Annotated in this window: 14 protein-coding genes, 1 pseudogene and 1 riboswitch; of the genes and pseudogenes, 2 read left to right on the top strand and 13 right to left on the bottom strand. The window is 65.2% G+C overall.

Translation table 11 applies throughout. The annotated features are described in order from the left end of the window. Positions 1-2: 2 nt before the first annotated feature. Positions 3-680, top strand: a complete 678-nt coding sequence (locus QRN59_RS02520) for an HAD-IA family hydrolase (protein ID WP_284980935.1) — start codon at positions 3-5, stop codon at positions 678-680. Here the strand turns inward: QRN59_RS02520 and QRN59_RS02525 are convergent. The 13 genes from QRN59_RS02525 to QRN59_RS02585 form a co-directional block, all read right to left on the bottom strand. Beyond that, positions 615-1,682 (bottom strand): LacI family DNA-binding transcriptional regulator, encoded by a 1,068-nt coding sequence (locus tag QRN59_RS02525; RefSeq protein WP_284980936.1) that lies wholly within the window; start codon positions 1,680-1,682, stop codon positions 615-617. The genes QRN59_RS02520 and QRN59_RS02525 overlap by 66 nt on opposite strands. Beyond that, on the bottom strand, positions 1,679-2,962 hold the full coding sequence (locus tag QRN59_RS02530) for a neutral/alkaline non-lysosomal ceramidase N-terminal domain-containing protein (protein ID WP_284980937.1): 1,284 nt from the start codon (positions 2,960-2,962) through the stop codon (positions 1,679-1,681). Before QRN59_RS02530 ends, QRN59_RS02525 begins: the two co-directional genes overlap by 4 nt. Beyond that, positions 2,959-4,122, bottom strand: coding sequence for an N-acetylglucosamine-6-phosphate deacetylase (locus tag QRN59_RS02535; protein ID WP_284980938.1), 1,164 nt, complete (start codon positions 4,120-4,122; stop codon positions 2,959-2,961). The genes QRN59_RS02530 and QRN59_RS02535 overlap by 4 nt, the downstream gene beginning before the upstream one ends. After that, complete coding sequence (locus QRN59_RS02540; protein ID WP_284980939.1) at positions 4,119-4,883, bottom strand: sugar isomerase domain-containing protein; 765 nt, start codon at positions 4,881-4,883, stop codon at positions 4,119-4,121. The genes QRN59_RS02535 and QRN59_RS02540 overlap by 4 nt, the downstream gene beginning before the upstream one ends. Then, the gene (locus QRN59_RS02545) at positions 4,880-5,629 is read right to left on the bottom strand and encodes a 6-phosphogluconolactonase (protein ID WP_284980940.1); all 750 of its coding nucleotides are present in this window, start codon (positions 5,627-5,629) and stop codon (positions 4,880-4,882) included. The genes QRN59_RS02540 and QRN59_RS02545 overlap by 4 nt, the downstream gene beginning before the upstream one ends. Continuing rightward, entirely contained in the window at positions 5,626-6,891 is a 1,266-nt protein-coding gene (locus QRN59_RS02550) for an AGE family epimerase/isomerase (RefSeq protein ID WP_284980941.1), read from the bottom strand. Before QRN59_RS02550 ends, QRN59_RS02545 begins: the two co-directional genes overlap by 4 nt. Then, positions 6,888-8,420: a sodium:solute symporter family protein gene (locus QRN59_RS02555; protein ID WP_284980942.1), complete on the bottom strand. Its 1,533-nt coding sequence runs from the start codon at positions 8,418-8,420 to the stop codon at positions 6,888-6,890. Before QRN59_RS02555 ends, QRN59_RS02550 begins: the two co-directional genes overlap by 4 nt. A gap of 123 nt (positions 8,421-8,543) precedes the next feature. Continuing rightward, on the bottom strand, positions 8,544-10,625 hold the full coding sequence (locus QRN59_RS02560; protein WP_284980943.1) for an ArnT family glycosyltransferase: 2,082 nt from the start codon (positions 10,623-10,625) through the stop codon (positions 8,544-8,546). 6 nt (positions 10,626-10,631) lie between these two features. Then, complete coding sequence (locus tag QRN59_RS02565) at positions 10,632-12,683, bottom strand: ArnT family glycosyltransferase (RefSeq protein WP_284980944.1); 2,052 nt, start codon at positions 12,681-12,683, stop codon at positions 10,632-10,634. After that, entirely contained in the window at positions 12,680-14,068 is a 1,389-nt protein-coding gene (locus QRN59_RS02570; protein WP_284980945.1) for a glycosyltransferase, read from the bottom strand. The genes QRN59_RS02565 and QRN59_RS02570 overlap by 4 nt, the downstream gene beginning before the upstream one ends. A 161-nt stretch (positions 14,069-14,229) precedes the next feature. Further along, the gene (locus QRN59_RS02575) at positions 14,230-14,949 is read right to left on the bottom strand and encodes an aggregation-promoting factor C-terminal-like domain-containing protein (protein WP_284980946.1); all 720 of its coding nucleotides are present in this window, start codon (positions 14,947-14,949) and stop codon (positions 14,230-14,232) included. Positions 14,950-14,951: 2 nt separating this feature from the next. After that, a riboswitch (cyclic di-AMP (ydaO/yuaA leader) is annotated at positions 14,952-15,125 on the bottom strand. A gap of 164 nt (positions 15,126-15,289) precedes the next feature. Beyond that, positions 15,290-16,768 (bottom strand): sensor histidine kinase, encoded by a 1,479-nt coding sequence (locus QRN59_RS02580; RefSeq protein WP_284980947.1) that lies wholly within the window; start codon positions 16,766-16,768, stop codon positions 15,290-15,292. A 12-nt stretch (positions 16,769-16,780) separates the two neighbouring features. Then, on the bottom strand, positions 16,781-17,521 hold the full coding sequence (locus QRN59_RS02585; RefSeq protein WP_078106594.1) for a response regulator transcription factor: 741 nt from the start codon (positions 17,519-17,521) through the stop codon (positions 16,781-16,783). 258 nt (positions 17,522-17,779) lie between these two features. Between QRN59_RS02585 and QRN59_RS02590 the strand changes: the two are divergent. Then, positions 17,780-18,076 (top strand): annotated as a pseudogene (locus QRN59_RS02590) (hypothetical protein); the annotation flags it as partial.

The raw sequence follows: 18,076 nt of genomic DNA on the forward strand, positions 1-18,076 counted from the left end.
GCATGAACCTGCCTGCTGAAGCCGTGAAAACCCTGACCGTCCGGGCCGTCTTGTTCGATATGGACGGAACCTTGGTGGACTCCACCGCCATCGTCGAGCAAGTGTGGAGCGAATTCGCCGGCCGGTACGGACTGGACATCGAGGAGATCCTGCGGACTTCACACGGGGTCCAGGCCAAGGACACGGTGCGCCGTTTCGCCCCGGCCGGAGCCGACATCGACGCCCTCGCGGAGGAACTCGGCGAGATGGAGCGGACCCGGACGGAGGGGATCGTGGCGTTGCCCGGAGCCGCGGAACTGCTGCGGTCCTTGCCTTCCGACGCCGTCGCCATGGTCACCTCGGCTGATCGGATCCTCGCCGGGGTGCGCATGAAGGCAGCCGGACTTGAGATGCCAGCGACCACTGTCACCTCTGAGGCCGTGACCCGCGGCAAGCCTGACCCGGAAGGCTATCTCACGGCAGCCGGCCTGCTGGGTGCCGAGCCGGCCGACGTCGTTGTCTTCGAAGATGCTCCCGCGGGCATCGCTTCCGCCCGTGCGGCTGGGATGCGGACCGTGGTGGTGGGCGACGCCGGCGGCGAGGCGGCGGAAGGGCTCTGGCAGATCGCGGATTACTCAGCTGTCACTGCCACGGCCAGTCTGGACGCCTCGGGCCGACGGGTGATCGAGCTCCGGTTCTAGCGTTAGTGGGCTGGATGTAGGCCGGACCGCTCCTGTTGTTCCCCTCAGGACGAGGGTTCCCTCGAAGATGATCCTCGCGCCGGTCAGGTTGGTTGAGCCGGGGTTTTCGGAGAGGGCGGCCACGGCGCGCCGGGCTGCGGCACCGACATTGACCGCGATCGTGGAAAGGGCAGGAAACGTAGTGGTCGCAAGCGTGTCGTCGCATCCGATAACGCTCAACTCCTTCGGGACGTCCACGCCCGCGGCAGCGAATCCGCCCATCAAGCCGTGCGCGATGACGTCGTCAAAAGCGATGACAGCGGTGACGCCGGACGCCGCCACCGAATCGGCGAGAGCTTTCGCGGCGTCGTAGGTGCCGGGATCCGCACTGAAGTGCGTGACCTCGAGCGCATGGACCTTCGAGAAGTTGTCCACAGCCGAGCGACGCTGCTTGTTTGCCCATGATTGCGGTGGACCACCGACGTAGGCTACGCGACGGTGGCCGAGCTCGGACAAGTGCGTCAGTGCGGAGCGAATGGCCGCAGTGGTGTCCAGCAGTACCCGGTACGTCTCAGCAACATCGCGGTTGATGAAGGCAACGCGCTGGGAATCGGCGATTTGCCGGATGCGGGCCGAAGGGAGCCGGGATGAAACCACGATCAGCCCCTCAACCTGGGGCGCCATCCGTGAGATGAGACGGTCTTCGCGATTGGCATCTTCATCCGTGTCCGCCAAAAATACCGATAGTCCGAGGTCGCTCGCATAGTTTTGAGCCGCCCGGACCAGCGGAGGGAAGAACGGGTTGGCGATGTCCGGCACGATGAGTCCGATCGCGCCGGCGCGTCCGGTCGAGAGGGCGCGTGCGTGATGGTTCGGTACGTAGCCGGCGGCCTCGGCTGCCTTTTGTACGAGTGCCACGGTCTCCGGTTTGAGGAGGTTTGGCCGGGTAAAGGCCCTGGACACTGTTGAGGGGGCGATGCCGAGTTCGGCCGCCAATTGGGTGATGGTTGGACGGCCCGTCATTGGAGCCCACCCATGAGTTCCAACGCGGTCTGGATCAGGACTTCGGCGCTGCCAGGCGCGAAGGGAGCCGGCATGCCGTAGTAGCGGTGCGCGTCCTCCACCTCGTATCCTCCGAAGTCATATTCGTCGGCGGTCGGGAAGTATCCTGGGCACCCGTTGGTGTAGCCCGTGACGAGTACAGGACCCGTCACCCCGGAGGCGATGGCTTCCGTTGTGGCCAGGAATGGTTCTCCGGGTAATCCTACGAGGGTCAGGCCCTGCCAGTTGAAAACGCTCACCGGTGCGTCCCAGGACATTTCCTCTTCCGGACCGCGGTCCGTGGCCCACTGCTTCCACGCGTTGAGAAGGGATCTTCGGCCTGGATCGGCCGAAACCGCTTCGGCCTCCCATTGCCGGCTCAACTCCGCGGGGGAAACCGCATCGCGCGAATTCATTGCCACGCTGACGGTCCGACGGGCGGAGGAGCTCTTCCCGGAACCGGGATCGGAAATGGGCAGGAGGCGGGTCCCCAACACGGATGCCGCCACATGTTCTCCGATCTTGCGCGCCTGCTCCATCGTCCTGCCGGCTGAACCGGAAAGCGTGTACGACGCGTCGGCGGGATGGCCTGAGTTGATGTCCCCGGCGGTCCCGGGCAGGAAAAGGGCCACTGAACCGGGGGAATGTTCCTCCAGGACCCTCCTGGTGAACGCCGGGTAATCGCCGCTGATGAGCCGGTTTTCCGGGCCCAGGACCACCGGGTGGCAGGGATAGAGAACGATCCAGGCAACCACTTTTCCGCTTGCGTCGCGGAAGATGGCAACCTGGACTGGCGGATCAACGGCGCGTTCGGGATGGCGTCGGTTCCTGGCAATGTCCACTCCGCGCGATTCGCCGTACTGCAGGGTCGCCGGCCGCTGGGAGGCCACCGCAGCCTCCGTGGCCTCGCGGCAAGCCAAGACGATCTCCTCCAGGAGCTGCGGGTCATGGCCCCCGAGCCGGCCCGGCATGACGCACGGACCTGCGTGCGTATGCGTGGCGGTGATCGCGACACGTTCCGGCGTAAGGGGCAAGCTCCCTGAGATGCGGGTGCAGGTGTCTTCGTGGAGGCCGCACACATCCACGGTGATCCAGCACGTGTCATCGACGGCCAGCGCCCGGACGGTCAGGGGGTCGTGGACGCCGGTGCTCGGTTCCGTCCTTGCTGCGAATCCGGCCATTGGCGTACCTGGGGGCGGCGATATCTCGACGACGGCGGCGCCCACTCGCAGGACGGCCTGCTGGGGTTGGCTGGTACTCATTCCGGTTCGCCCGATACCTTTCGACCGCCTTGGATCACCGCGGTAATGGTCCCTGCTTCGGGTCCGTCCGCGGTGATCAGGACAAAATCTGCCGGGGAACCGACTTGAAGGTGGCCGAGCCCCGGTCGGGTACCCGGGATCACCCGGGCGGGAGTGGACGTCACCATTTTGAGGGCTTCCGATAGATCCAGTCCGACGTTTCGGATGACGTTCCGGAAACCGTCCGGGAGGGTAGCGGCGGCCCCTGCGAGCAGATCCGTGCCCACATGGGAGAGCCTCCCGCCAGGGGCAAGATCCACCAGGCCGCCCACGGAAGTACGGTGGCGGCCAGGCTCGCTGCCGGCCAGGGCAGTGGTGTCCGAAACCAGATAAGCGCGTTCGGTGGTCTTGGCCCTGATCATGACTTTCAGCGTATCGCTGGGCAAATGGTGGCCGTCCGCTATGAGTCCCGCCGTGAGGCGGTCGTCAGCGAGTTGAGTCCACAGGGCATTGGGGTGCCTGGGCAGGGTGGTGGCTATGCCGTTGCCCAGATGGGTGGCCAAGGTGGCTCCCGCGGTGATGGCAGCCGTGATTTGTTCTGGACTCGCGTGAGTGTGTCCGATAGCCACATGGACGCCGAGTACGCGGATTTGGGCGATCCGGGCCGGGGCGTCGGGCGTATGCGGAGAGACGGTGACGATGCCGACCATTCCGCTTGCGCGAAGCCAGCGCCGGACCTCCTGGACGTCCAAGGGGCGAACGAAGCCGGCGTCGTGGACGCCCCGGGGACCGTCCAGGTGCGAGATGAAGGGGCCCTCGATATGGACGCAGGGGATGGCCGCCCTGGTGCCTGGATCAATTTCGCAGGCCCGCTTGATCTGTTCGAGCGCGCCGGTGATCGCCTCTTCCGACGCTGTCACGATGGTTGGCACCCACGTCGTGACGCCCAGCTTCGCCAGCGCCGCAGTCATGTCGATGATGGTTTGCGGCGCGACGTCAGCGGCGTTGACGTCTAGTCCGCCGTAACCGTTGACCTGGCCATCGATAAACCCCGGTGCGATGACAGGCAGCCCCTGGCCAGTATCTATCTCCCGCAACGACAGGATGGTCGTGTCGTAGGCGATTTCTATGTTGATCCCCCGGTGGGGGTCTTTGCCCACGATCGTTTTGGGGTGTGTCACAGCTTGCGTACCCGTCCTTTGAAACGTGAAATGAATTGCTGGTTGGCTTCGTCCCCGCCGGGTGCGTTTCCTGATCTCCACAATGGCGGCTCAATCCCGATTTCGCTCAGCTTGCTGATGGTGGACATCATGAGCCAGTTCAGGGTGAAGGCGTTGGCGAACGTGGACACAGCGGCTGTTTTTTCCTGTGCCCCGGGGACCTTCATGACGGCGTCTCCGACGGGAACCTTCGTGTCGATGTGGTGGTCGACCACGTCGTGCAGATTAAGCTTTTGCGGATGCCGTGCGGGATGGTCACTGGCTGTTTCCTCTGCGTGCTCCCGCGAGGAAACGCCGATGATCTTGACCGATAGTTCACGTGCCGTCAGTGCCGCGTCGATGAGGGCACTGTTGATGCCATACGCGTTGACCAGGATCAGGACGTCCCCTGGTCCGAGGCCCGCGTCCTCGATGACGATCCGGCCGTAACCCGGAGTCCGTTCCATGGCCATTGACCGGAGGGCGCCGCTGGAGAGCAGGGTGCCTTCGTCCAAAATGGCCGAGACGTGCATCAGCCCACCTGCCCGGAAGAACACTTCCTGGCTTGCCAGGTTCGAGTGACCGCCTGGGCCGTAGATGTGTACCAGTTCGTCCTTGGCCACCTGGGCCGCGAGAATGTCCGCGGCGATGCTGATGTTTTCGGCTTCTTCCACGCGGATGCGCTCAAGGAGCCCGGTGATTTTTCCGAGGTAGTCCTGCGAGAGCTGCTCACTTGCGTTCATCGCGGATCGGATTCGGCGTCGAGGTAGAGGGTGACGTTGGGGTGCGTGCGCAGCGCAGTACCGGGATGGTCTCCACTGATCGGCTGGCTCAGCGTGTTGTGGACGGCCTTCCTTTTGGCACGGCCGGGCACGGAAGCGATGATTTCGGAAGCGTGCAACAACCGCGGGATGGAGACGGTGATGGCGCGCCGGGGAACGTCGTCGAAACCCGCGAAATGCCCTTCGTCCACCTGTTGCTGGCGGCTTACTTCGTCCAGGTCGATGACGCGCGCGGGCAGCGGGTCAGCGAGGTCGGCCGGAGGATCGTTGAAGGCAAGATGGCCGTTGACGCCCAATCCGAGCAGGACGAGGTCGAAGGGATCCTGGCCCATCAGCGTGCCATAGCGCTGCGCTTCCTCTTCGGCGGGGTTCCCCGGGTTAATGCGGTGAAAGGTGGTCGGCGGAAGGTGGCTGAAGAAATTGCGTTGCAGCCAGTTTCCGAATCCCTGAGGTGCGTCTGCCTCGAGCGCGAGGTAATCGTCCATATGGAAGCAGGTTATGCGGGCCCAATCGATGCCGGGTTCCTGGACGAGCGCCTGCAGCGTGGCCTCCTGGCTGGGAGCTGCTGCGAGCATCAGCCGGACCTGCTGTTGGTTCCGGAGCGCCCTGCGTAGCGTTTCCGCTGCGTGCGCGCCGGCGTGTTTCCCCAGGGCGGCCCGGTCCGGGTAGGTGGAAACGGCGGGGCTGTAAGTAGTCAGTGCTGTCACGTGTGTGTCCTTCGGGTTTCTAGTTCAGTAGTCAGGAGGAGTGATCGGGCTATATGGAAGGGGTCCTTGACTGGCAGCGCCACCACTTTGTCGAGGGGATTCCCCTCGCGGTCGCGTATTTGCAGCCACTCCTGGCCGGAGGGGTCCGGAAAAGCGCCGAGGGTGTAGGACCAGATCCGCTCATGCCAGTCCAGGAGATCGTGACGCCCGAAACGTTCGGCGAGCAGCCTGCTCGCGTAGAGGGCCTCAACCTGGACCCACCACAGCTTCGTGTCCCACGTCTGGGTCACCAACGTTTCGTACGTGTCGTTGCCGAAGAGCCTGCCCCGGGGTTCTGCTCCGGTGCTGTCGACGTATCGGAACATGCCGCCGTGCTGGTCGTCCCAGCCGGACTCCAGGGCCCGGACGGCAAGGTCCGGGAGCCAATCCGGAATGCGAGGTGCCAGGTCAGGCATGATCTCGACGGCCTCCATGACCATCCAGAGCATCTCCAGCAAGTGACCGGGGGTTCGGTGGCGGGCCAGGAGCGTGTCGAGGTCATCGGTGCTGTCCGGCCGGTATTCCCACCAGGAGTCGGCTTTCCACATGCCTTCCGAGTTCCCGTCGCCGAGCAGCTGGGAAAGCGCGGCACCGGCTGTTTCGGCGCTTTCAGCAGAGCCGCTGGCCAAATGGAGCTGGGCGCCCACATTCAGCAGCAGCATCAGGCCGGCCGCGTCCTTGAATCCGGCCCGGACGGGGTATGGCTCGGATGGAGCGCTCCGTGCCTCGATCCTTTCTTCGGCGTGGGCGAGAAGTGCATGGGCTGATTGCAGCCACTCTTCACGTTCCCGGCCTGCGACTTGGGGAAGCCGGGCTGCACCCGCCAGGCCCAAAGCCGCAAAGAGGTCAGCCAGTACGCTGACCGCGATCTCCCCGTGCGGCCCGGACGGCAGCGCCTGCCCCTCAGCCGATGTGCGGTATGCCGCGACATTGCCGTCCATGATGGCGCGGGCTTGGATGAACCTGGCCGTTTCAATCGACAGAGTGGCCCACAACTGGGGATTTTCCCCGATGATTCCGGCCTCGCTGTCCAGTGCGATCCTTGAGCAGAGCCAAGCCCAGCGGCCTTGGGACCACGTATATTTCTCGTTCGAAAACAATCGCCCTGAGTTGGAAAAGCAAGTGAAAACTCCGCCGTTTTTCCTGTCGACGCCGTTCTCGAGCCACCAAGGGAGGACGCCCTTGAGCAGCTGATCCCGTATTTCGGATTCGGTTGCGCTCATGCGACGGTGCTTTCAACTGGAAGGGATGCAGCCGGCTCAAGGTCACGGTCAAGGGACTCGACAAGGGCGTCGGAAGCTTCGTTGTGCCAGGGGCGCAGCCAGCCGAAGACGCAATAGACGATCGCGGAGGCAATCACCGGGGCTGCCACGTTGATTGTCTGCGCACTGGCCGTGCCCAGGCTCGCGATGGGAGCGGCCAAGGCGTACTTTGCGAGTGCGAAAACGATCAAACCGGCGGCCCAGGAGAACAACGCTGCCGATGGGCCGCAGCGCCGGAACGGGCGCAACATCCCCAGCAGCATGGGAACGGCGATCGGCCCCACCAAGGCCCCGAACCAGAGGATTATCAGGCCCAGGACGCCGCCGAATGAATCCGCGCTCAGGGCAATGACCATCGACAAACCGATGAACAGGAAGGTGGAAATCCTGCCGCCCAGCAGTTCCGCGCGCGACGTCAGCGGCTGCCGGGAACCGCGCAATGCAGGGATGATGTCCCGGATGACGACGGCGGAAATCGCGTTGGCGTCCGAAGAGGTCATGGCCATGGTGTGCGAGAACATTCCCGCGACCACCAAGCCAACCAGGCCGGCGGGCAGCAGCTGCTGGGTCAGGAGCGCATAAGCCTGATCTGGGTGCGTCAGATTGGGCAAGATCAGCGGCGCGGCCCACATGGGAAAGAAGAGCACCAGTGGCCACACGAGATAGAGCGCGCCCGAAAGCAGGACAGATTTGCGGGCCGCTGAGCCCGAAGGGGCGGCAATGAAGCGTTGGGCCAGGTTCCAGGTTCCTCCGTTGTAGGAAATAGTGCTGATCAGGCAGTAGGCGAGGAAGAATCCGATAGTGTAATCGCCGGCGAATGGCTGCGAGTGGGAGGCCGGCAGCCGGGACCAGATTCCCGCAATCGAGGAAACGCCCCCAAGCTTGGCCACCGCGAAGATGAGCATTGCAATACCCGCCACGGACTGGATGATGAATTGGCCCATGTCGGTCAATGCGTCCGCCCACAAGCCGCCAATGGTCGAATAAATGAGCGTGACCCCGCCGACGATCAGGATGCCAACGGCGATCGGAACCCCGGCGAACACGTTCAGGAGGATCGCACTAGCAGCCCACTTGGCCGCGACATCGAAGACTTTCAATGCGGCACCGGACCAAGCCAGTACTTGCTGGGCGGGCAGGTTGTAGCGCGTGGCCAGGTATTCGAGCGGGGAGATGATTCCCAAACGCTGCCTTAGGCGCGGCCAGCGCGGGGCGAAAAAGACAGCTCCGACGAGGCAGGCGATGGTGATCGTGAGCGCCCACCAGACATACAGTGCGAAACCGGTGGTGTAGGCGATGGCGGCGTAGGCCACGAAGACAGCTGCCGAATAGCCGGACATGTGGTGGGAAATCCCCGCCAGCCACCACGGCATTTTCCCACCGGCTGTGAAGAAGTCGGCGGCGTTTTTCACTCGACTCTTGGCCCACCAGCCGATCCCTATCATGACGACGAAATAGGCCCCTAAAACGAGCCAGTCGGCGAAATACATACGTTCTCCTTGATGCGACGAAAGCTTGGAAATGGGATCTGCAGTGGCGTCCACTTTTCTCTGCAAACGTTTGCAAAACAAGGGTCTTTTTGAAAGTTTTCTCCTGAGGACTCCTCAGCCCACTCACCCAGCCAGTGCGTACACCGTGGTCCCGCCGATGGTCTGTGCCTGGAAGTTCGCAGCCACCCATTGCGCGATCTGGGCAGGAGCTTCCGAACCGCTGTTCGCCTGCATGGTCCCGCCGGCAATGAAGTAGTGGATCTTGCCTTGTGTCACCAGCTGCTGGAACTGTTCGAGCGTCGGGGAGGGGTCGGTGCCGTTGAAGCCACCCACCGCCATGACGGGCAGTTCGGTGGCCAGCTGGTAGCCGGCGGCGTTGTTGGAACCCACGACGGCGGCCGCCCAAGTGTAGTTCGAGGCGCCGATTTTCAGTGCGGCAACCATTTCCGACGACGGCGTGGTGGCGCCGAGCAGGCCGCCCATGCCACCGCCTTGCCGGTTCGCGCCAAAGCCGCCGCCTTGGGTGCCCGGCTGCTGGAGGGCTTGCGGGGGAGTGTTCTGGGCTGCGTTGTTCTGGCCTGTGTTCTGGCTTGCGCCGTTTTGTCCGAAGCCGCCCCGGCCGCCGAAGCCGAAGCCGCCGAACGTCGTCGTGGGACCTGCGCTGGGGATTGCGCCGCTATGCGTCACGGAGGCGGTTGAGATCGAGTACGCCAAGGGGCCGGCGAGGGAGGCCGCGAGGGCGAGCGCCGCCGTCGTGCGCTGAAGGATGCGGGACGGGAAGCGTCCCGAGAGCATCAGCCCGGCCGCGGCTGCCAGGGCACCCAACAGCACCGCCCAGCGCAACCACGGACCATATGCGGTGGTGCTGCCCAAGAGATCGAAGGCCAGGAATCCCGCCGCGGCAACTGCCACGGCGAGCGCCACCGCGGCGACGAGCTGCGCGCGGTGTTGCCACAAGAGCGCCCCGCCCAAGCCAGCGAGTCCGGCGATGCCCGGGGCCAGGGCTACTGCGTAGTAGGGATGGATGATGCCAGCCATGAAGCTGAACACCAGCCCGGTGACAAGCACCCACGAGCCCCACACGATCACCGAGGCACGCACGCCATCCGTGCGCGGGGCACGACGGCCCAGCCACAGGAGCCCTGCCCCGAGGACCAGCACCGACGGCAACAACCACGCGATCTGGCCGCCGAACTCGCTGTTGAACATCCGGAACAGCCCTGGAACTCCCCAGCCGTTGCCGCCCCCGACGCTGCCGGTTTCCTGTCCACTGAGCCGGCCCAGGCCGTTGTAGCCGAGCGTCAGTTCCAGGATGGAGTTGTTCTGGGAGCCGCCGATGTACGGCCGCATGTTCGCCGGAATGAGTTCGACGACGGCGAGCCACCAGCCGGCCGAGACTACCATGGCTGCCCCCGCCGCAAGCAGATGAAGGAGACCGCGCAGCCGAGGCAGGCGACGCCCGACTCCACCCGGCGCGGCAACCACATACGCCACGGCAAATCCAGGAACCACCAGCAGGACCTGGAGTTGCTTGGTGAGGAAGCCGAAGCCAAGGAGCACCCCGGCCAGCAGGAGCCAGCGCAGCTTGTTGTCCTGGATGGACCGCAGCGTGGCGTAGCCGGCGGCCGTCATGAGCAGCACCAGCAGGGCGTCCGGGTTGTTGAACCGGAACATGAGGGTGGCTACCGGGGTGATGGCCATGACGACGGCTGCCAGCAGCCCTGCCCGGTGGGCGAGCCGTGGATCGCCGGTGGCGGGGGCCGCGGCCCGTCGGACCGCAAGATACAGCAGCCATGCCGTGGCAACGCCCATGAGTGCCTCGGGAACCAGGATGCTCCAGGAGCTCAGCCCGAAGATCCGTACCGAGAGGCCCATGATCCACAGCGACGCCGGCGGCTTGTCCACAGTGATGGAGTTGGCGGCGTCGGACGATCCGAAGAACCACGCGGCCCAATTCTGCGAACCGGCCTGGGCTGCGGCGGAATAGAACGGGTTTGCCCAACCGGAAGCGCCGAGGTTCCAAAGATACAGGACCGCCGTCGCGAGGAGGACAATGCCCAGCTCCACGCGGTCCCGCAGGGCATGCGGGCCATGGTTGCGGCGGGGGTTTCGGGTCAGGCCCGGCAGGACCGGCTCCACCAAACGCGAAGGCGGAGCCGGCTGCGCTGGTTTGGAACCGGTGTCCGTGGAATAGGAAGTGGTCATCGGAATCTACTTTGTCAGCTTGTAGACAGTGGAGCTGCCCACCGTCTGGGCTTGGAAGTTGGCCTGTACCCAGGAGGCTACCTCGGAATTGCCGCCTTGGCCTCCGAATCCACCGCCGCCACCCATGCCGCCACCTGCGATGTAGTAACCGATCTGTCCCTTGGCCACCATGTCTTGGAACTGCGCAAGCGTGGGGTAGGGATCGCCGCCGTTCCAGCCACCGAGTGCGATCACGTTGGTGTTCGTGGCGAGCTCAAGGCTTGCGGCTTGGGTGGCGCCGGAGACGATCGCCGACCATTTCGTGGTGGTGGACGTCAGCAGTGCGGTCAGTCCGGCGTCGGTGGTTCCCTCGGAGCCGGGCCCTCCCGACTGACCCGCGCCACCAGCTGCGCCGAACCCTCCAGCGCGGTTTCCGAAGCCGCCCATGGCGGAACCGGCGGGTCCCGACGTCGGGATGGAACCGGAGTGCGCGGTTGCCGCCGTCGCGAGCGTCCACGCTGCGGTTCCGAGGCCGCCGGCCAGAAGGGAAACGACGACGACGGCCGCGGCCGCCGCGCTCCGGAACCGGCCGGCTGGCCGCAGCGAGTCGAGGCGGAGCAGGATTGCCGCGGCCGCCACCACACCCAGGACAACGATCACGATGCGCAACCAGGGAAGCCACGAGGCGTCGCGGCCCAGGAGAACCGCGGACCAAGCCGAACTGCCGAGGATTACCACGGCCAGGACGATCCTGGCCGGCCAATACCCGCGGCCACGCCACAGCTCTACGCTGCCAATGCCCACCAAGGCAGCGATTGCCGGTGCGAGCGCTACCGCGTAGTAGGGGTGGACGATGCCGCTCATGAAGCTGAAGACGCCCGCCGTGACCAGAAGCCAGCCACCCCACAGGATGAGCGCGGCGCGGGTGCCGGAGGCTCGCGCTTCCCGGCGGGTGAACCACAGGCCTGCTGCCAGCAGAATCAGCGCCGCAGGGAGAAGCCAGGAGACTTCAGCGCCGAAGCTCGTGCCAAACATGCGGGTGATCCCGGCGGCTCCACCGAAACCGGTGTTGCCACCACCGCCGCCGCCGAACGCACCCAAACCGCCAGCGGGCGCTCCAGCGCCGCCTCCGCCGGGCGTCCCTTCGCCCGAGCCGGTGATGCGGGACAAGCCGTTGTAGCCGAAGGTCAGCTCGAGGAAGCTGTTGGTTTGCGAACCTGCCATGTAGGGCCGTGACGAAGCCGGGGTCAGCTGGAAGAGAGCCACGTAACTGCCTGCCACCACAGCGATACCGGCCACCGCGCCGAACAGATGCAGCAGCCTCCGCCGCAACGGGGCGGGTGCAGCCCAGAGGTACGCGAGTCCGAGGCCTGGAACAATCAGGAAACCCTGCAGCATTTTGCTCAGGAATGCGAGGCCCACCACGGCGCCGGCCGCGGCGAGCCACTTCCAGCCTGCCCGTTCGATGGCACGTGTGGTGAAGTAGGCCGCGAGCACCAGGCACAGGGTCAGCATGGCGTCGGGGTTGTTGAAGCGGAACATGAGTGCGGCCACCGGGGTCAGTGCCAAGGCACCACCGGCCAACAAGCCCGCGCCTGGTCCGGAGACCCGCTTGACCGCCAGATAGAGGAAACCGACGGCGGCCACGCCCATCAGCGCCTCGGGAACCAGCATGCTCAGGGGCGAGAAGCCGAAGATCCGGCCCACCAAGGCAGGGATCCACAGAGAGGCTGGCGGCTTGTCCACGGTGATGGCGTTGCCGGCGTCGAGCGAACCGAACAGAAACGCCGTCCAGTCCTTGGTGCCGGCCTGGATGGCCGCGGCGTAGAAGGAGTTTCCGTAGCCAGTGGCCGCGAGGTTCCAGAGATACAGGAAGGCGGTGGCTACGAGGAGTCCGGCGGCGGACGGCCGGACCCAGCGGGGCTGCCGGCCAAAGGCGTATCGCGTCCAACGGGGTGTGGCATCGGGGGTTGACGGGCCTGTCGAGTGACGGCCCTGCGGTGACTGGGTAGCTCCGACGGCGGCGGGTGAGTCGGTTCCGGCCGGTCCTGTGCTTGCGGGAGTAATCGTGGAGGTCATGATGCTGCCGTTTCTGTGCGCGATTTGGCTTGTGGGGCGGGTGAAGTCGGCTGCGCGGCAGGCTGCCGGAAGACCCAAAGTCGGAACAAAAGGAAGCGGACCGCGGTGGCGGCGAGGTTCGCCGCGACTACGGTGAGGAGCTCGACCCAGCGGTCCGGCGTCGTCGTACTGTGCACCAAGGCGAGTGCCCCGGAGGTGAGTGCGAGGCCGATCCCGAAGACGATCAAACCCTCGAAGTGGTGCCGAACGGGATTGCCGCCCTGGATGCCGAAGGTGAAGCGCCGGTTGGCACCTGTGTTGGCGATGGCCGTGACGAGCAGCGCCAGGAAGTTGGCCAGCTGCGGGTCCATGAAGCCGCGGCAGAAAAGGAAGATGAGCACATAGGCGAGGGTGGACGCAGCGCCGATTGCGGCGAACCGGACGAGTTGCCCGAAAAGGCTGCTGCGCGGGCTCTGCTCGGCGGTGCGCGACGACGCCGGGAGCGGCCCGCGCGCAAGTGCTGCGCGCAGTTCCGGAATGGGGATGCGTCCAGAGACAAGATCCCGGGTGAGCCGGACCATGCCGCGGATGTCGGCCAAGGCGGTGCGCACCACGTCGACGCTTGAATTGGGATCGTCGATCCAGTCAACGGGAACCTCGTGGACCCGGAGGCCGCAGCGTTCGGCGAGGACCAGGAGTTCAGTGTCGAAGAACCACGAGTTGTCCAAGGTGTGAGGGAGGATCTGCTGTGCAACGTCGGCCCGGATCGCTTTGAAGCCGCATTGGGCATCGCTGAAGCGGGCGCCCATGAACGAGTGCAGCATCAGGTTGTAGCTGCGCGAAATGAATTCGCGCTTGGGGCCGCGGACCACCCTGGAACTGCGGGTCAGCCGTGTTCCAATGGCGAGATCCGAATGGCCGGAGATCAGCGGGGCCAAAAGGGGAGCCAGCGCGGCGAGATCCGTGGACAGATCCACGTCCATGTAAGCCAGAACCGGCGAGGGCGAAGCGAGCCACACCTTGCGCAGGGCGTTGCCGCGTCCCTTCTCCTCAAAATGGACAACCGCGAGCTCTGGCAGTTCCCTGGCCACGCGCTCCGCGATTTTCAAGGTGCTGTCCGTGCTCGCGTTGTCCGCCACGGTAATGCGGAAGCCATGCGGGAATGATTCGCGCAAATGGCCGTGCAGCCTGCGCAGGCACTCTTCGAGGTCGCGTTCCTCATTGAAGACGGGGATCGTGACATCGAGGACGGGGATGGCGGTGTGGGTGTCCACGGGGGCGCGCCGCACCGTGCTGCGTTGAATGGGGGTCTTGGGATGAGTGGGGGTCTTGGCTTGGATGGGAAGGCCCGGCGGCACCACCGCGGGGTCCTTCAGGGTTCCGGAGGTGGATTCGATGAGCGTCATGTATCCATAGTGCCGTCGCAGAATATGAAGGCTTTAGGCGGAACCTGTGACGTGGCTGTGGATGTGTGACCGGCGTGGCGAATCGCCTGCCTCGCCGAAAAGCGCAGAGGTCCGCCCCCTGAAGGGACGGACCTCAACGCATTATGTGCCTGGCTTTTGGCTTAGTACCAGTTGTGGGCCAAATGGAAGGACCACGCCGCGGACGGCGATCCGTAGCGTTCCTTGATGTAGTTCAGGCCCCAGCGGATCTGCGTCTGGTAGTTGGTCTGCCAGTCGGCGCCTTCTGATGCCATTTTGTCGCCCGGCAGAGATTGCCCGATCCCGTAGGCGCCACTGGAGGCGTTGGTGGCAGTGGTGCGCCAATCCGATTCCTTGTTCCACAGGGTGATCAGGGCTGACATTTCGCCCTGGCCCCAACCGTAGGAGGGAAGGATGCTTGCGGCATAAGCCTGGGCGCCGGAGGGATCATCGACGGCGACAGGTGCGGCCGGGGCTGCTGGCGCAGGGGGTGCCACGGGGGCGGCCGGTGCGGCAGCCTGGGGCGCGACGGCGGCCGGAGCGGGGGCGGGTGCCTGGCTCGGCGTCGGCGTGGCGCTCGGCTTGGGGCTTGCGCTCGCGCTCGCCGACGGTGTGGCTGGGTGATCCGTCGTGCGGGATTCGGACGTGCGGCTCATGTCCTGGGCATTAATCGCTTGTCCGGCGGCCTGGGTGGCGGCACCTGCGCCAAGGAACACGGCAACAACGCCGGCAACAACTGCCATGCGCTGGCCGGTGCCGAGGTTCGAGGCGGCCCGCCTCAACGTGGAACGTGACTTGTTTCTCCGGGCTGGTTCGCCGCGGTGGCGCGCAACAGAGCGCGACTGATTCCTGGAATCAGACATGGTGATTGCCTCTCGACGCCTGCGGAGTTAGCTGTCGGATTCGGATGAGGTCATCCGGCCGTGGCCACAGGGAATCGTGGCGGTACGGCTTCACCCCTAGGGCTGGCTCAACATGAGCGCTTGCCCGGAGACCTGGGTCCCCCGTCTCTGCCTGGACTGTTGGGCACCGGGGAGGGGCAGAGCTCGGCGCCTACCCGGCGGTGGCCGGAATGATCCAGCGCACCTATTCGACGGTACAGGAGGATTCAGCTCAAGTCACATTTAGGTAACGGAGATCACGACGCCGGTGCGTCGACTTGCGCTCGCCGCGCACCGGCGTCGCGCCCTCCTGGGTGGACCTTCACGCCGTGGCGGTCCTGAGCGCCGGAAGCCGCACCGCAAATTCCGTCCGGCCGGGCCGCGACGCCACTTCGACGGTTCCACCATGCGCCTGGACAATGGATTCCACGATCGACAATCCGAGCCCGGACGTGCCCTCGGAACCCGATCGGGCGGCGTCGGCACGGGCAAAGCGGGAGAAGATCCTGCCCTGGAATTCAGGCGGGATGCCCGGCCCGTTGTCCGTCACCGTCACCACGGCGCTGCCGTCGGCGGAACGCATGACGCCCGTGACCACGGTGGTTCCCGCTTCCGTATGCTTGCGGGCATTGGAGAGCAGATTCGCCAAAACCTGGTGGAGTTGAGTGGTGTCGCCGCGGACTGTGAGGGGCTCGTCCGGGAGCTTGAGCTGCCAGATGTGCTCTGGGGCCATGACTTTCTCGTCGCTGACTGTCTCGATCACCAACTGCGTGAGGTCCACATCGGTGAACTCCGGGGCCTTCCCTTCGTCCAGCCGGGCCAGCAGGAGGAGGTCCTCCACGAGGGTGGTCATCCGTTCTGACTGGCTCTGCACCCGGCCCAGCGACTTGCGCCCGTCCTCGGTGAACGTCTCCGTCATGCGCAAGAGCTCGGTGTAGCCGCGGATGGCGGTCAGCGGAGTGCGTAGTTCGTGTGACGCGTCGGCCACGAACTGGCGCACCTTTGTTTCGCTTTGCTGGCGTGCCTCGAGGGCGCTGGAAACGTTGTCCAGCATCAGGTTCAAAGCATGGCCGACGCTTCCCACTTCCGTACTCGGATGGGCCGCCGACGCCGGAACGCGCACCGCGAGTGCCACCTCACCGGCGTCGAGCGGAAGTTTCGATACCTTCGTGGCGACGTCGGAGAGCTGCTCAAGGGGGCGCATCGTGCGGCGGATCAGCACGGTTCCGGCCAGCCCGATCAGGGCCAGCCCGCCCAAGGACACCAGCACCATGGTCCAGACGAGCGATGCCTCGGTGTCCTCTTTCGAGGCGAGTGGCAGCCCGGTGATGACAACATCGCCGTAAGGGGTTTCGGCGGCCACGAGCCGGTAGCCGCCATTGGACAGGGTGCGATCAACCGGACGGCCATCGGAGGGGAGCGCCGACAGGATTTGAGCGTCGCTGGGCGACAACGGCGCACGGGTGGCATCGGAGGACAAGAATCCAGCATCGCTGCTCACCTGACCGGCAAGAATGCGCGCATTCAGCGTGCCGATGCTCTGGCCCCGGGGATCCAAGGGGTCTGGACGGCCGCCAGGATTGCCTTGCGGCGGGCGGCCATGGGAGGCCTGCATCAATTGCTGGTCCAGCTGCTTCGTGAGGAACACATCCATGGAGGCGTAGCTGACCACCCCGACGGCACCGCAGATGGCCACGAGGAGTGCCATCGAGAGAAGGATCAAGCGCGTGCGCAAGTGCCAGGTTGAAGGATTGAACCAGCTGTGGTCGGTCTGGCGGGGGATACCCGAGAGTGCGGACATTCGGAGCCCCGGCTATTCGGCAGGCTTGATGACGTAGCCTGCTCCACGCACCGTGTGGATCATGGGCGGGTGGTTGGCCTCGATCTTCTTGCGCAGGTATGAGATGTAGAGCTCCACGATGTTGGCTTGCCCGCCGAAATCGTAGTCCCACACGCGGTCCAGGATCTGGGCCTTGCTGACCACGCGCTTGGGATTTTCCATGAGGTAGCGCAGGAGCTCGAACTGGGTTGCCGTGAGCGGGATGTCTTCGCCGCCGCGGGTAACTTCACGCGTGTCCACGTTCAGGGTCAAGTCACCGACAACCAGTTCGGCCGTGTCCATCGCGGCCACCCCCGAGCGCTGGACCAGCCGGTGCAGGCGCAGCAGGACTTCCTCCATGCTGAAGGGCTTGGTGACATAATCGTCGCCGCCGGCGGCCAAGCCGACGATGCGGTCCTGCACGTCATCCTTCGCGGTGAGGAAGAGCGCAGGCACCTCAGGCGCAAAGGCGCGGATCCTGCCCAGCAGCTCAACGCCGTCGAACCCCGGAAGCATCACATCCAGCACCAGGACATCCGGTCGGAAGTCCTTGGCGAGCTTTACTGCGGCGGGACCGTCGCCGGCCACCGCCACCGACCACCCCGCCATGCGTAGGCCCATGCTCATGAGCTCGGCGAGGCTGGGTTCGTCGTCCACCACGAGGGCACGGATGGGGGAACCGTCCGGGTGGCTGAGCTGCGGAAGGTTGTTGGTCATGGAGTGCGAGGATGCCATGGGACAACTCTCCAATCTGCCGGTTTGCCAGTGCTTTGCCGTTGCTGTGAGCACCCTGTGAGTCCCAGCCTAGCCACCTGCCCGGAGGTTGTGCCGGTTCGGGGAGAAGCGGCGTCGGATTCTGCTGGATCATTCCTCAGTCCGGACGTGCGATCCGCATGTTTACGGGCCCCGCCACTCGCTCGCCGCGAATCATCCAGCAGAATCCGACACAACACGGCAGGAGGTCACAGGCAAGCCTGCAGTTCGACACAGCCAATGCACAGCAAAGCGGCTGACGCTGTTTGGGACAAGCACAACCACGACCAAACAGTCTCGATTTCGATGGAGAACACCATGGATCAGCAAAACAACCCCTCCGTACCTGGTTCCGAGCAGGAGAACGGGCACCCGCAGCCGGTGATCCGCCCCCTTGATGAGCCCGGGCAGCCCGCCGCCGGGCAGCCTGCCGCCGGGCAGCCTGCCGCCGGGTGGGGTGCTCCGCAGCCGCCGGTGAACCAGCAGCCTGCCGCCGGGTGGGGTGCTCCGCAGCCGCCGGTGAACCAGCAGCCTGCC

This window comes from Arthrobacter sp. efr-133-TYG-118, from assembly GCF_030209755.1.
Lineage (GTDB): Bacteria > Actinomycetota > Actinomycetes > Actinomycetales > Micrococcaceae > Arthrobacter.